This is a genomic window from Corynebacterium sp. HMSC074C04 (assembly GCF_001838295.1).
In the GTDB taxonomy this organism is placed as follows: Bacteria; Actinomycetota; Actinomycetes; order Mycobacteriales; family Mycobacteriaceae; genus Corynebacterium; species Corynebacterium amycolatum.
The window spans coordinates 1,396,006-1,410,304 of record NZ_KV836272.1 but is presented as its reverse complement, the minus strand read 5'-3'; the positions used below and the strand labels follow the sequence as shown (position 1 = coordinate 1,410,304).

Annotated in this window: 10 protein-coding genes, 2 tRNA genes and 1 pseudogene; 10 read left to right on the top strand and 3 right to left on the bottom strand. The window is 57.5% G+C overall.

All coding sequences use genetic code 11. The features are described from left to right. Positions 1-5: 5 nt before the first annotated feature. From recF to HMPREF3011_RS10595, 5 genes are all read left to right on the top strand, one after another. Positions 6-1,205: a DNA replication/repair protein RecF gene (recF, locus tag HMPREF3011_RS10615; protein WP_070559930.1), complete on the top strand. Its 1,200-nt coding sequence runs from the start codon at positions 6-8 to the stop codon at positions 1,203-1,205. Positions 1,206-1,210: 5 nt separating this feature from the next. Beyond that, positions 1,211-1,873, top strand: a complete 663-nt coding sequence (locus HMPREF3011_RS10610; RefSeq protein ID WP_070841512.1) for a DciA family protein — start codon at positions 1,211-1,213, stop codon at positions 1,871-1,873. A 289-nt stretch (positions 1,874-2,162) separates the two neighbouring features. Further along, a complete protein-coding gene (gyrB, locus tag HMPREF3011_RS10605) occupies positions 2,163-4,202 on the top strand; it encodes a DNA topoisomerase (ATP-hydrolyzing) subunit B (RefSeq protein ID WP_038627102.1) in 2,040 nt (679 codons plus the stop codon). A 95-nt stretch (positions 4,203-4,297) separates the two neighbouring features. Next, entirely contained in the window at positions 4,298-5,185 is an 888-nt protein-coding gene (locus HMPREF3011_RS10600) for an alpha/beta fold hydrolase (RefSeq protein WP_070841511.1), read from the top strand. A gap of 47 nt (positions 5,186-5,232) precedes the next feature. Next, positions 5,233-7,185 (top strand): alkaline phosphatase family protein, encoded by a 1,953-nt coding sequence (locus HMPREF3011_RS10595; RefSeq protein ID WP_070841510.1) that lies wholly within the window; start codon positions 5,233-5,235, stop codon positions 7,183-7,185. A gap of 13 nt (positions 7,186-7,198) precedes the next feature. On the opposite strand, the gene HMPREF3011_RS10590 is transcribed toward HMPREF3011_RS10595, so the two are convergent. Beyond that, positions 7,199-7,537 (bottom strand): hypothetical protein, encoded by a 339-nt coding sequence (locus HMPREF3011_RS10590; RefSeq protein WP_049181939.1) that lies wholly within the window; start codon positions 7,535-7,537, stop codon positions 7,199-7,201. Then, positions 7,534-7,761, bottom strand: coding sequence for a CopG family transcriptional regulator (locus HMPREF3011_RS10585; protein ID WP_070841509.1), 228 nt, complete (start codon positions 7,759-7,761; stop codon positions 7,534-7,536). Before HMPREF3011_RS10585 ends, HMPREF3011_RS10590 begins: the two co-directional genes overlap by 4 nt. Positions 7,762-8,032: 271 nt before the next feature. On the opposite strand from HMPREF3011_RS10585, the gene gyrA reads away from it, so the two are divergent. The 4 genes from gyrA to HMPREF3011_RS10565 all read left to right on the top strand — a co-directional run bounded on the left by gyrA (position 8,033) and on the right by HMPREF3011_RS10565 (position 11,267). Further along, complete coding sequence (gene gyrA / locus HMPREF3011_RS10580) at positions 8,033-10,549, top strand: DNA gyrase subunit A (RefSeq protein ID WP_246815663.1); 2,517 nt, start codon at positions 8,033-8,035, stop codon at positions 10,547-10,549. A 4-nt stretch (positions 10,550-10,553) separates the two neighbouring features. Then, the gene (locus tag HMPREF3011_RS10575) at positions 10,554-10,886 is read left to right on the top strand and encodes a DUF3566 domain-containing protein (RefSeq protein ID WP_070841508.1); all 333 of its coding nucleotides are present in this window, start codon (positions 10,554-10,556) and stop codon (positions 10,884-10,886) included. Between the two features lie 203 nt (positions 10,887-11,089). After that, positions 11,090-11,163: transfer RNA gene (locus tag HMPREF3011_RS10570), tRNA-Ile, on the top strand. 31 nt (positions 11,164-11,194) lie between these two features. After that, a tRNA-Ala gene (locus HMPREF3011_RS10565) sits at positions 11,195-11,267 on the top strand. A gap of 120 nt (positions 11,268-11,387) precedes the next feature. Here HMPREF3011_RS10565 and HMPREF3011_RS10560 read toward each other — a convergent pair. After that, positions 11,388-12,535: pseudogene (locus HMPREF3011_RS10560) on the bottom strand (IS1249 family transposase). Positions 12,536-13,790: 1,255 nt separating this feature from the next. On the opposite strand from HMPREF3011_RS10560, the gene HMPREF3011_RS10555 reads away from it, so the two are divergent. Continuing rightward, positions 13,791-14,006 carry a PLDc N-terminal domain-containing protein gene (locus HMPREF3011_RS10555; RefSeq protein ID WP_168155780.1) on the top strand — a complete coding sequence of 72 codons (216 nt, stop codon included), beginning with the start codon at positions 13,791-13,793 and terminating at the stop codon, positions 14,004-14,006. The last annotated feature ends 293 nt before the right edge of the window (positions 14,007-14,299 follow it).

Genomic DNA, 14,299 nt, shown 5'->3' with positions numbered 1-14,299 from the left:
CGGCTATGCACATTCGGTATTTGTCCTTGCGGGACTTCCGCTCCTGGCCGGGGTTGGAAGTCGAGTTCACGCCTGGAATTACCGTATTTACCGGTCAAAATGGCTACGGCAAGACCAATATCGTCGAGGCCGTTGGGTATCTCTCCACGCTCGGTTCGCATCGAGTTTCTATGGATGCTCCGCTGGTTCGTTCGGGGACCCCGTCGGCACGCATTTCGGCGACGGCGGTCAATGATGGCCGCGAGCTGACTGCGCATCTGCTCATTAATCCGCATCGCGCGAATCAGGCGCAGATTAATCGCACGAGGCTGAAGTCCCCGCGGGAGCTGCTGGGGATCGTCAAGTCGGTCTTTTTCTCGCCCGAGGATCTCACGCTGGTTAAGGGCGAGCCCGCTTCCCGCCGCCGCTACATCGACGATTTGCTCGCTTTACGACGGCCACTGTCCGCCGGTATCCGCATTCAATATGACAAGATTTTGCGTCAGAAGAATGCGCTGCTGAAGTCGGCGGGCTCGACGCTGCGCCGTGGCTATTCTTCTTCGGAGGGGCAGGCCGCACTGAGCACGCTGGATACCTGGGATGCGCAATTGGCGCAGGTGGGAGCGGCGTTAATGGCTGCGCGCATGGATTTGATTGCCGAGCTTTCCGAACATGTCAGCGAGGCCTATGCCACGCTTGCCCCGCACTCGCGCCCAGCCACGATTGCCTATGCGCCGAAGGTCGACAGCCTGGATGGCGGGCCATTGCCCAGCGAACCGGAGCTGCTGGAGGCATTGCTGCTGACGAAGATGGCGGAGCGCCGCACCGCGGAGATTGAGCGCGGTTCCTGTCTCGTTGGTCCGCATCGCGATGATCTCGACCTCATTCTCGGCAATGACCCCGCCAAGGGCTTTGCTAGCCACGGCGAGACCTGGTCTTTTGCACTCGCGCTACGTCTCGGCGCGTACTTTTTGCTCCGTGCCGATGGTCCCGACCCGGTTTTGGTGCTTGACGACGTGTTTGCGGAGCTTGACCGGCATCGTCGGGAAGCTCTCATGGAAATCGCGCAGCAGGCTGAGCAGGTGTTAATCACCTCGGCGGTGGGAGAGGAGTTACCTCAGGCATTGGTCGAGGATTCTTCGGTGACTCATCACACGGTGACGGTGGCACAGACTGAGCAGGGGCGAATCTCGCTTCTGGATGAAAAACCAGTCGCGGAAGAGTGACGGGTATGGTCGAGAACATGGAGTCGGATAACTCACCGGAAGAGGAAAACGACCTGATCAGCGACGCTTTCTTCCGCATGCGCGATGCCGCTAAAGAGGGCGGTCACAAGTTACCGAATCTCCAGTGGCCACCGAAGAAGAAGGGCTCGTGGTCTGGCCTCGATAGCCGTGTGCCTGTGAAGGCCGCGAAGGGGATTGTTGCGGACGTCGATAAGCAGCGGGCAGCGCAAGCAGTGGTGCGAGATCGTGCCGGTACGGTAATTTCGCCGAGCCTGTTGAAGGAGGCGGGGATTCGGCTGTACCGGAAATATGACCGTCGACCTGCGCCGATTGGTGCGGTGCTGAATAAGGCAGTAGTTGATCGCGGTTGGCAGATCCATATTGCCCACGGTGTGATCATGACGGAGTGGGATTCGATGGTCGGCAAAGTTGTCGCGGAACACTCCGAGGTCAAGGAGTTCAAGGACGGCACTTTGGTGGTCGAGTGCCAATCGACAGCATGGGCAACACAGCTGCGGCTAGCACAGCGACAGGTTTTGAAGTCCATCGCGGAACGCGTCGGGGATGGGGTGGTTGAAGAAATTAAGGTGCTGGGGCCGAAAGCGCCGAATTGGCGCAAGGGCAAATTGCACATCGAGGGCCGAGGACCGCGTGATACTTACGGGTAAAGGTCGGTAAACGGTCTACGAATAGGCATCGGTATGCGTAAAACTGCGAAATTTGGTCCTTTGAGCGCATCGGCTATATCCACAGTAGGGGACTACGTTGGGGTAAGATGGGCAGGAGAATACCGGCAGGCGGTTCTTGAGACGTTATCGGCATCCAAACTAGCCAGACCTATCTAGTAGTCCTATGTAGTTCTGGCTGGCGCCGATAGCGCTTGACCGCCGGCCTATTTTTCGCGCGCTGACGAATGTTGCGCGGGGAGAGAACCAAGAATAGGAGACGCGCCGAATCGTGGCTGCTACCGAACATCAATATGACGCCTCATCGATTACCATCCTCGAGGGCCTCGAGGCCGTGCGTAAGCGGCCGGGTATGTACATTGGCTCGACTGGTGAGCGTGGCTTGCACCACCTGGTGTGGGAGGTTGTAGACAACTCCGTCGACGAGGCGATGGCGGGTTATGCCACCGATGTTGAGGTCACTCTGCTGGAAGACGGCGGCGTTCAGGTCCGCGATAACGGCCGTGGTATTCCTGTCGAAATGCACCCGTCGGGCATGCCGACGGTGCAGGTGGTTATGACTCAGCTGCACGCCGGCGGCAAGTTTGACTCCGAGTCCTACGCTGTTTCCGGTGGTCTGCACGGTGTGGGTATTTCGGTGGTTAACGCGCTGTCGACGCGTATGGAAACCGAGGTCATCCGCGATGGCTACACCTGGTACCAGAACTTCGACCAGGCAGTTCCGGAAGAAATTGTCCGCGGTAAAAAGACTCGTGGTTCGGGTACCACGCAGCGTTTCTGGCCGGACCCGGAGATTTTTGAGACCACCGATTTCAAGTTCGACACCATTTCTCGCCGCCTGCGCGAGATGGCGTTTTTGAACAAGGGTCTGACCATCACGTTGGTGGACAAGCGTGTCTCCGAGGAGGAGCTCGAGGCTGAGGCTCTGGCGGAGCAGGCGGAGACCGAATCCGCTGAGATCGCCAAGGATGCGGCTGAAGAGCAGAAGGAGCAGGCAGAGAAGACCACCAAGCCGAAGGAGCGCCGCAAGGTCTTCCACTACCCGAATGGTCTGCGGGATTATGTCGAGACTTTGAACAAGTCGAAGAACATCATCCACCCGACCATCATTTCCTTCGATGCTGCAGGTGATGGCCACGAGGTCGAGATTGCCATGCAGTGGAACTCGGGTTACTCCGAGTCGGTGCACACCTTCGCCAACACCATTAACACCATTGAGGGTGGCACGCACGAAGAGGGCTTCCGTTCTGCGTTGACATCGCTGATGAACCGCTATGCGCGTGAGCACCGCCTGTTGAAGGAGAAGGAAAACAACCTCTCTGGTGAGGACTGTCGTGAAGGCCTCGCTGCCGTGATTTCGGTGAAGGTCGCCGATCCACAGTTCGAGGGCCAGACAAAGACGAAGCTGGGTAACACCGAGGTGCGTTCTTTCGTCCAGCGCATGACCAATGAGCACATCGGTCACTGGCTGGAGGCCAATCCGGCTGAGGCTAAGGCCATTGTTAACAAGGCCATTGCTTCGGCGCATGCCCGTCAGGCGGCTCGTAAGGCCCGCGACCTGGTGCGTCGTAAGTCCGCGACCGATCTTGGCGGTCTTCCGGGTAAGTTGGCGGACTGCCGTTCGAAGGACCCGAAGCAGTCCGAGCTGTTCATCGTGGAGGGTGACTCCGCAGGTGGTTCTGCAAAGGCAGGCCGAAACTCGCTGTTCCAGGCCATTTTGCCGCTGCGCGGTAAGATTTTGAACGTCGAGAAGGCGCGCCTGGATAAAACGCTGAAGAATAACGAGGTCCAGGCCATTATTACGGCGCTGGGCACCGGTATTCACGACGAGTTCGATATCGAAAAGCTGCGCTACCACAAGATTGTGCTGATGGCCGATGCCGACGTCGATGGTCAGCACATTGCCACGCTGCTACTGACGCTGCTGTTCCGCCTGATGCGTCCGCTGATTGATGAAGGGCACGTCTACCTCGCTCAGCCACCGCTGTACAAGCTCAAGTGGGCCAAGGGCGAGCCGGGCTACGCCTACTCAGATGCTGAGCGCGATCAGCTGCTGGAAGAGGGGCTGGCCGCCAACCGCAAGATCAACAAGGACGATGGTGTCCAGCGCTACAAGGGTCTCGGTGAGATGAACGCCGCCGAGCTGTGGGATACCACCATGGATCCGGATCACCGCGTGCTGCGTAAGGTCGCCCTCGAGGACGCACAGAAGGCCGATGAACTGTTCACCATTCTGATGGGCGATGACGTCGCTTCACGACGTTCGTTTATTACCCGTAATGCGAAGGACGTTCGCTTCCTCGACGTCTAAGCCGATACCTAGTCTAGTTATCGGCTTGTCGGTTCCCCTGACAAAACCTCAGTTCAGCCATTAATGTTTATGAAATGGAAGATACTCGAGGAAGCATGGTCAACGGGGAACCGCCAGTCGAGCCACGTATTGTGCAGGAGACATTGCCCGATGGCTCCGTGACCCCGATGGCGCTTCGGACTCCCGAAGGTACGCCTCGGGGCATCGTCGTTATTTGGCCGGGTTTTGGCATGGGGGCTCGCTATTACCGGCCAATTGCCCAAGAGTTGCAGCGCCGAGGGTTTTGCGTCCTGACCTCGGAGTTACGCGGCCAGGGTAACCAGACGGCGGTAGCCACCCGCCGTCACAACTGGGGCTACCAGGATCTTGCCTCGGTGGATTACCCGTTGGCCGTGGCGCGGGCCCGCAAGGAGTTTGACCACCTCGCGGCAGGGGAGAGCACAGGGGAGAAGTTACCCGTTTACTTGCTGTGTCATTCCATGGGCGGTCAGATTGCCTCGCTGTATCTGGCCCGACCGGAAGCGGACGTGGCCGGTGTTGTGATGGTTGGTTCCGGTACTCCGCACTACAAGTGTTTTACTGGCAACGAGTACACGCGGCTTCGCTACGGCGCACCGTTTATGCAGGTAGTGTCCCAGATTCTGGGTTATTGGCCAGCGGGCAGGTTTGATGTGGCCGGCTACGGCCGACAGGCCCGTAACCATGTGGTGGAGTGGGCGCGATTCTCGCGCACGGGTCTCCTGCGACCGCGCGGTGCGGACATCGACTATGCCGCTGAGATGCCTAAGGTGACCACCCCGGCGCTGCTGCTGAACTGTGGCGGTGACCGTGACTGCCCGGCGGAGTCGGCGCAGGCATTGGCGCGGATGTTGCCGAATTCGGCGAAGTACGAGTTCATTGAGCAGCGCCTGGGACATAACCGATGGGCGCGTGAGCCGCAGGCTGTGGTTGACCGCTTCGAGCGGTTCATTGAGGAAATTTAAACCGCAATTTTCCAACCTGTAATCTGCGCTTCTTAACGTAGATACTTATGGCAACATCACCTAAAAAAATATCTGAATTTTCCCGTCGGCACTTCCTGCAGACCGCCGCAGGAGTCGGTGCCGTCACCGCTGCGAGCACGCTGCTGCCACCATCACTGCGCCACGCGCTCGCGCAGCCCCGACCGGCTGGCTCTCTTGATCAAATTGAGCACGTAGTCGTGTTGATGCAGGAAAACCGCTCTTTTGATCACTACTTCGGCACGCTCCGAGGTGTGCGAGGGTACAAAGACAACTCCGCTCTACCGGGTGTCTTCAACCAGAGTGGGGTCAGTCCATATCTAATCCGCAACGCCGCTAATCGCGGTGATCTCTCGGTGGAGTACATCGCAAGTCTGCCGCACGGTTGGGAAGACGGGCAGGTTGCACTAAACGGCGGCCGCTGTAACGGCTGGATCGAGGCCAAGGGTAAGGGCACGATGGCCTGCTATGACCGCCAGGACATTGCGTTCCAATTCGCTCTCGCAGAGACGTTCACCATCTGCGATGGTTACTTTTCCTCGATGCCTACGTCGACAAGCCCGAACCGCAACTACCTGTTTTCGGGTGACACCCGAAAGGAACCGTGGGGGACTGGAGCGGTTGGCAATGCGGCGTACGAGCCGACGCACCCGGGGTATAAGTGGCGCACTTATGCCGAGGAGCTCACGGAGGCAGGGGTGCCGTGGCGCGTCTACCAGGAGTGGGATAACTACACGGACAACAATTTGGATTTCTTCGCCGCGTTTCGAAATATTGGCCGCAAGGTCATCCGTGAGGCCGGGCTGCCGGGACTCGACATGACGGGTTTCCACGAGAAACTGCTGGAACTGGGCGATGGGATGTCGCCAACTACAGAGCAACAGGAGATGGTCGATCGCCTGAATGCCGCTGTGGAGAAGCTGCCTGACGCGGAACGGGATCTCTATGATCGCGCGCTGCACCGCCGCCAGCCGGGCACGCTAGCCGACGCTTTCCGACGAGATGTTGAATCCGGGCAGCTGCCAAAGGTGTCCTGGATTGTGCCTTCGGCCGCGGAAAGTGAGCATCCGGGAGCGTCCTCGCCAATTCAGTCGGCGAATATCACCTATCGTCTGTTGGATGCGTTGGCCTCCAATCCGGAAGTGTGGGCCAAGACAGTTTTCCTGATTAACTTTGACGAGTTTGATGGTTACTTCGATCATGTGGTGCCGCCGCTGCCGCCGAAGAATGAGCCGGGGGAGTGGTACCTGGGCAAGCCGAAGGGGCTCGGTTTCCGCGTCCCGATGACTGTCATTTCACCATGGTCGGTGGGTGGTCTGGTTTCTTCGGAGGTCTTCGATCACACTTCGGTGATTCGCTTTCTGGAGCAGGTCACTGGCGTGAACTGTGGAAACATCACTGATTGGCGTCGTCGAGTCTGTGGTGATTTGGTATCCACGCTGGACTTCTCGGCATCGGCGGGAATGCAGCTTCCAGAGCAGCCGGGGCCAGCACCGGAGTTTGTGAAGCGCTGGGAGGCGGAGCCGGCCGGTGACTATCCAGTGCAGGAGTCCGAGCAGGCGACCGCGCTGCCAACACCGTACCGGCTTCACGCCTACCTTAAAGACGGCAACCTTGTGCTGGTCAACGACGGTTCCCGTGAGGCTGTTTTCGCTGTTTACAGTGGTAACAAGGTAGAGCACCACACCGTGCTCGGCACATTAGAGCTGCGAATTGGACTTCTAGACCGCGAACTTACCGTGTGCGGCCCGGACCGCTTCCTGCGTGTGTTCAGCAAGACGGCGAAGGAGTTGCCGGAGGTCACTTTGGAGCACGTGGCGGGACGTGTTCTCGTCGGCGGGCAGGACCGAACGGCTGATTATGTCCGTGATGGCTGGTACGAGGTCGAGCTGACTGAAGGTGAGGCCACGGCGTATTACACGGGTCGACTGGAGTCCGGTAATCGCATTCCGACGAGCCCGTTCACCCGGAAAATCGACTAGGCCGCGTCTTTGGCTAAATGCCGCTTTTGACCAGTTTCCATGTCTCTGTGAATGACACTTCTTCGCCATTAGTGGTGAGGAGTATGTGCGCAAGTAGTGCGCCCAGCGCGGTGTTTCCGAAACTCAGTGGTTTCACGTGAAACGTTGCGTAAGCGACCGCTTGTGCAGCCGCAGAAACCGTGGGAAAGCTGCGGTGACCAGCAATGACACCTGAGCTGGCGGCAGCAATGGCGCTGATTGCCCATGGTCGCACAAGTGTAGCGTCAGCCAATTCCGGCACTTTGGCCACCAGTTCGTCGGTAGCCGCCAGGATTGCGGCCTCGCTGAGAGGCTGAACTTGGGGCGCACTCATTCTTCTGCTCCCCGGGGGCTCGGGGAGCTCAACTTTCGCAGCAGCGCCATGTCGGTATCAGTCACACTTGCGGTGATTTCCCTGGCCTGGCCTTGTTGAAGGGCTCTCGCGGCGGCGGATTCAATGGCGCGAATGACGGCCTCGTGTTTGGATACGCCCTCCATTTGCGCCAGCAGCGCCAGGGCGGTGTCCTGTTCTTTCGTGAGCCTTAAGGTCATCGCCATCGTGCACTTGCTCCTTGCTACCTAGCCGCGCTTCCTAACTGCGCTGGTTTGTTTCCGCTATCAGGCTTGAAAACCAAGTATTTGATACCACAATGGTATCGAAAAGTTGCGCACGGCGTCGTAAAGCGGGTTCTAAAGCCCTGTAGAATGGATGCGAACCTCTTTTAAGTAAAGGAAGCAGTCATTGAGCGACGATAACAACAACGACGGCTCATCCTTCGGAAGTGGAGTATTGGGCCACCAGGTTCGCCCGATCGACATCAATGAAGAGATGCAGTCGAGCTATATCGACTACGCCATGAGCGTGATTGTGGGCCGTGCGCTGCCGGAGATTCGTGATGGTCTCAAGCCGGTGCACCGCCGCATTCTCTACGCCATGTTCGACAACGGCTACCGCCCGGAGCGCGGTTATGTGAAGTCCGCTAAGCCGGTTTCGGACACGATGGGTAACTACCACCCGCACGGTGACAGCGCTATTTACGACACCATGGTGCGTATGGCGCAGCCGTGGTCCATGCGCTATCCGCTTGTCGACGGTCAGGGTAACTTCGGCTCCCGCGGTGACGACGGCCCCGCAGCTATGCGTTACACCGAGGCCCGTCTGACGCCGTTGGCCATGGAAATGGTGCGCGACATTCGCGAAAACACTGTCGATTTCCAGCCGAACTACGATGGTCGTACGACAGAGCCGGTTATTCTGCCGTCGCGTGTCCCGCAGCTGTTGATGAACGGTTCCGGCGGTATTGCCGTCGGTATGGCTACTAACATCCCACCGCACAACCTTCGTGAGGTCGCGGATGCCATTAACTGGTGCCTGGACAACCCGGAGGCGGATGAAAAGACCACGCTGGATGCGGTCATGGAGCGCATCAAGGGTCCGGATTTCCCAACTGCCGCCCAAATCGTCGGCGATAAGGGCATCAAGGAGGCCTACACCACCGGTCGCGGTTCGATCCGCATGCGCGGTGTGACCTCGATTGAGCAGGAGGGCACTCGTCAGTCGATTGTCATCACTGAGCTGCCGTACCAGGTCAACCCGGACCGCATGATTGCCAACATTGCAGATCAGGTCAAGGACGGGCGTCTGCAGGGCATTGCCTCGATTGATGACGAATCCGATCTGAAGTGGGGCATGCGCATCGTCGTCAAGCTCAAGCGCGACGCCGTACCGCGTGTGGTGCTGAACAACCTGTACAAGCACTCCCAGCTGCAGACCAGCTTCGGCGCGAACATGCTCGCCATCGTTGACGGTGTGCCGCGTACGCTGCGTATTGACCAGATGGTGACGCTGTACGTCGCCCACCAGATTGAGGTCATTGTTCGACGGACCCAGTTCCGCCTGGACGAGAAGGAAAAGCGTGCCCATATCCTGCGCGGCCTGGTCAAGGCCCTGGATATGTTGGACGAGGTCATCGCCCTGATTCGCCGGTCTGCCACGGTCGATACCGCGCGTACGGGCCTGATGGGTCTGCTCGACATCGACGAGATTCAGGCTGACGCCATCCTGGCGATGCAGCTGCGTCGCCTGGCTGCCCTGGAGCGCCAGAAGATTATTGACGAGTTGGCTGAGATCGAGCTCGAGATCGCCGACCTGAAGGACATCCTGGCCAACCCGGAGCGCCAGCGCGCCATTGTCAAGGAAGAACTGACCGAGGTAGTGGAGAAGTACGGCGATGACCGTCGTACCCAGATCGTGGCCGCCGAGGGCGACGTCACCGAAGAGGACCTCATCGCCCGCGAAAACGTGGTTGTGACCATTACCTCCACGGGCTACGCCAAGCGCACCAAGGTCGATGCCTACAAGGCCCAGCGCCGTGGTGGCAAGGGCGTTCGCGGCGCGGATCTGAAGCAGGACGACATTGTCCGCCACTTCTTCGTCTGCTCCACGCACGACTGGATTCTGTTCTTCACCAACAAGGGGCGCGTCTACCGCCTCAAGGCCTACGAACTGCCGGAGGCCACTCGCGCTGCCCGCGGCCAGCATGTCGCCAATCTGCTGGAGTTCCAGCCGGAGGAGCGTATCGCCGAGGTGTTGCAGATTCAGAGCTACCAGGACAGCCCGTACCTGGTGCTGGCCACCAGCGAGGGCAAGGTCAAGAAGTCTCGCCTGGAGGACTACGAGTCCGCTCGTTCCGCTGGCCTAATTGCCATCAACCTGCGCGAAGGCGACTCCCTCATCGGTGCTCGTCTGTGCTCTTCGGACGATGACCTGCTGCTCGTCTCCGAGCGCGGCCAGGCCATTCGCTTCACTGCCTCCGACGACGCACTGCGCCCGATGGGGCGCGCCACTGCTGGTGTTCAGGGTATGCGCTTCAAGGGCGACGACAAGCTGCTCAGCATGGTCGTGGTCGAGGAAGAGCACAACCTGCTGGTCGCCACGACTGGCGGCTTCGGCAAGAAGACCAAGCTCAGCGAGTACACCCCGCAGAACCGCGGTGGTATGGGCGTGCTGACGCTCAAGTACGACCCGAAGCGTGGACCGTTGATGGGCGCCCTGGTGGTCGACAACGACGACGAAATCTTCGCTGTCACCTCCGCCGGCGACATCATCCGCACCAACGTCAACGAGATTCGCGCCACCTCGCGTGCCACCAAGGGCGTGCGCCTGGTCAACCTCGCTGATGGCGTGGAACTGCTGGCTATCGACCGCAATGTTGAGGATGAGGGTGAGGAGACCGCTTCCAAGGTCTCTGAGGCCGGAACCCTGGACGTAGTCCCGAAGCGCACCGGCGCCACCAAGAGCACCGGCGCCGCCGAGTCCGGTGACTCGGAGGCGGAGAAGGAGTAAGCGCATGGCCGAAACTAACTTGGTAGTCGACAAGGTGAGTCCCTGGTCCGCCATGCGCATTACGGCGGCCACTGGCTTCATTGGCTTCCTCGTCTGGCTTGCCGCGGTTGGCCTGCTCTACCTCTTGCTCTCCGGGATGGGATTGCTCGCTCCGATTAGTGAAATGATTGGCGGGGAGGATTCCATCAGCGCGGGTCTTGTCCTTGGCCTGGCGGCCGCTGTAGGAGCGCTGTGGTGGGTGCTGTCGATTGGGCTCATGGCCCTCGGCGCGGTTATCTACAACGCGTGCGGCGGTCTCGTCGGAGGTCTCAAGATTTCGCTTGCCGACGACAGCTAGGCTGCCTAGTCTCCCGCTGGCCCCGGTGTCACCCCCGTTCGGTGGCTCCGGGGCCGCGTTGGTTGAGAGGTATTTTCAGTGACCTGGTTATGAAGTAGCCATAATGACTACTTAATGACTGCTTTTTAACTCAATATTTAGGCCTCTGAACAGGCGATTTGTGAAGTGTGATGGTTACGGGTTAAGTTATATCTCGTTCCACGGGGCCTATAGCTCAGGCGGTTAGAGCACTTCGCTGATAACGAAGGGGTCGGAGGTTCAAGTCCTCCTAGGCCCACTGCCGAACAAGGTATAATTGCTCGGTGTACGGGGCTTTAGCTCAATTGGTAGAGCACCTGCTTTGCAAGCAGGAGGTCAGGGGTTCGATTCCCCTAAGCTCCACAAGGAACAAAATCCCCCGGTCGTAAGACCGGGGGATTTTTTGCGTTCTGGGAATGCCGCGGATTCGGGTTAAGTAGCAAAAAGTGTGTCCGCTCGGCGTGTCGCCGGGCGGGCCCTTTTTTATTGCATGGGGCCTTTGCGGATTCCTATGTTGTGTTGGTATTCGGTTGGGATAGCGTTGTCGTAGAAGGCTGGTCGTCCTGTTTCTTGGTCGGCTGTGTTGTGGTCTTCTGGGACAAGGTCTGGAACTTTGGCGAGTTGATCTTGTCCGTAATTGCACTGCCTGGCGATCTCGAGTGGGTCGTCAGGCAGCTGCGTTTTCGAGTGCAGGTACCACTCGAGCATCTTGCGTTGTCGTTCCCCGGATCTGCTGCGGTGGGCATCAGCGATGCGTTTGAGCCCGGCGTTGACTCCGCCTTCTAGGCTGTTTGTGGTTGCTGCCCACCGGGCCGGTTCGAGTGCTTCTGGCGGGGGTTGGAGATAGGCAAACAGCCAGTTGTTGCGCGATAAGTGCAAAAGCGAGTTGTATGCCTTTCGGACCCGGATATGTGTGAATTCCCATTGGTGGCTGGGGTGCGGCGCTCTTTGGGTACGGGTGTTTTCTCGTTCAGGAAATCCTTGTAGACCACTCCGAAGTCGTGCAGGCGTAGTGTCCAGTCGCGTGCTTGGTCCAAGGTGGTGATCTTGGTCAGTTTCAAAGCTAGGGCATAGATCGCTTTGCCAGCGTCGGTGCGGGGCCGTGATGTGGTGTAGCGACGGATGACGCGTTGGGCGTGGACGAGGCAGCGCTGGATCATGGTCGTGGGCCAGCAGGCTTTGATCGCTGAGTAGGCGCCTTGGCCGCCGTCGAGGACGACGCATAACGGTTCGGCGATACCACGCAGCAGTTGTGTGTAGGCGTGGGCTGACTCGCGTTTGGCCCAGTGCCAGGCGATGACGTGGTCGTGGCTTGCTGCTACGAGCAGGCAGCCGGCGTCGGTGTAGATGCCGTCGATGAAGATCTGGTCGTAGACCCTGTTGGGGTCTGGAGTGTTGGGAACATCGATGAGCCATAACGGTTCGAATCGGCGGTCGAGGATCCATCTGCTGACTCCGGCATCGCAGGCGATCTCGGTTAGTGACCTCGTGGAGGTCACGTATCGGTGAAACGCTTTGAAGTCGCGGGTTGTAGTCAGATCAGGCCGACGGTAGGTGGTGAAAGATCCACAGTCAGGGTTCTGGCACCGCCATCTAGTCGTTCCTTTTGTGGTGGTGCCGTTTTTCTTCATTTGCCCAGTACATACGGGGCATCGTGGTCTGTTTGGTGTCACCGGCAAAGCTAACCAGCATCCAGCTACCACACTGAAGCGCCGTTCCGGCGGATTGAACGAGAAACGGGCCCGAATAAGGACTAAATCCTTATTCAAGCCCGATTTGTATAGTCTGATCTGCGGAAATCGCAAGAATCAGACACACATTCTGCTACTTAACCCGCGGATTCTAGTGGTCGTGTACTTAGCCTGCTAGACCGTGTGGGCATTATGAATGCCGGCATTGATGCGAGCTTTGAGCTCAATGAAGCAGTTCCTCGTTCGCGTTGAGATGGTTCTGCCACAAAGTCGACCATGCTGTCTAGTTTTATGTCGATTGTTCAGGTCAGCCAAAATTGTATTGAGTGCGAAGTATTCTGGAGTGCGCTTTTAAGCACACAATATCGGTTGGGAAATTCACTTTCGGGTACTGAGATTGTGCTTGCTGTCAGTTCAGATGGACCGAATCACAGTGTTGAATATTATCCCTCCATTTAGAGGTAACCAATTGGACACTTCAGCGAAATCATTGATGTTCTTAATCTTTCGTGAGACCGTTACATCGAAAGCACAACGGTGTTGATTCAAGGACCGAATTCCGCAATCTTGAGGTGTAGTATGAAAAAAGGTTATTCGCAACGGCAATAGTTGCCCTAGCTTTTGTCGGAACAGCAACGGGAACTGCTTCTGCTGAAAGTCGATCTGAGGCGGTACTGGTAAACGAGGTAATGAATTCGGGGAATCCTCAAGAAACGTATAATGCGTTGTCTAAAAAAGATAAAGCGGTCTTTTTGCGTGCTATGTCGCCGTCCTCAGTAGAGCAAAGTGTTTCGGCTCCAGTTGTCACTGCAACGCGCAGTAGTGGCAACTGCAGGACTGCTAACCATCATCAAGACTGGAAATCTAACTATGGGTTCGTAGTTGCTACTTCCTGGTTGTCGATGGAGTGGTGCTCGTCAGGAAATAAAGTAACCAGTGTTAGAATTACTAACCAAGGTGGGGAGACATCAACCCCGGGATATACATACCAAGGCGTTTTGAATAGCGGGGCTCGTGCATCGGGTACTTCAGGTCGAGCTTATTCAGAGATAGGCCTCAAGCTACTAGACGGTGTGGACTTCGTACATCTACTTCCGGCTTTGCATCCTTGTATCAAACTTACTGGTTATGCCAATGGTCATACCGACGTTTTAGCTGATGTTAATGCCGAAAATGGATGCCGACAGGTGTAATAGTGGAAATTCCGACCTACTACGATTTAATATGGACGCTTTTCCCAATTATTTATCTCGGGTTTTTGGGGATTGTTATTATCTTTGAAGTGCGCCGGAAAAGCGGGACGAGTCGAATAATTGCATGGACACTTGTGCAGTTACTGTTCCCAATCATCGGATTTATTATTTGGGGAATATTCTTCTTCAGCGAAAAGAGATTTGGCGACAAAGGCTGAAGAGCCAAAGAATTAGACCGCACGACAGCTAAGAAGATATAGACAGCAAAACGCCCGACCGTCGGCGCATCTACTGCACAGAACGATCGGGCGTGAAAAGGTTTATGGCTATCTAGCCCCAGCCGCCTATTTACTTCTTGCGAGCCTGACCCGGCTTCGGAGCCGGCTTGGACGGCTTGGAAGAGATCTTCTTAGCGTCCTCAGCGTTCTTCTTCTCGGTCTTGACCTCGTCGACCTTGATTTGAGCCTGCTTGGAAGCCTCTGCGGCCTTCTCCTCAGTGGTCTCCTTGGCC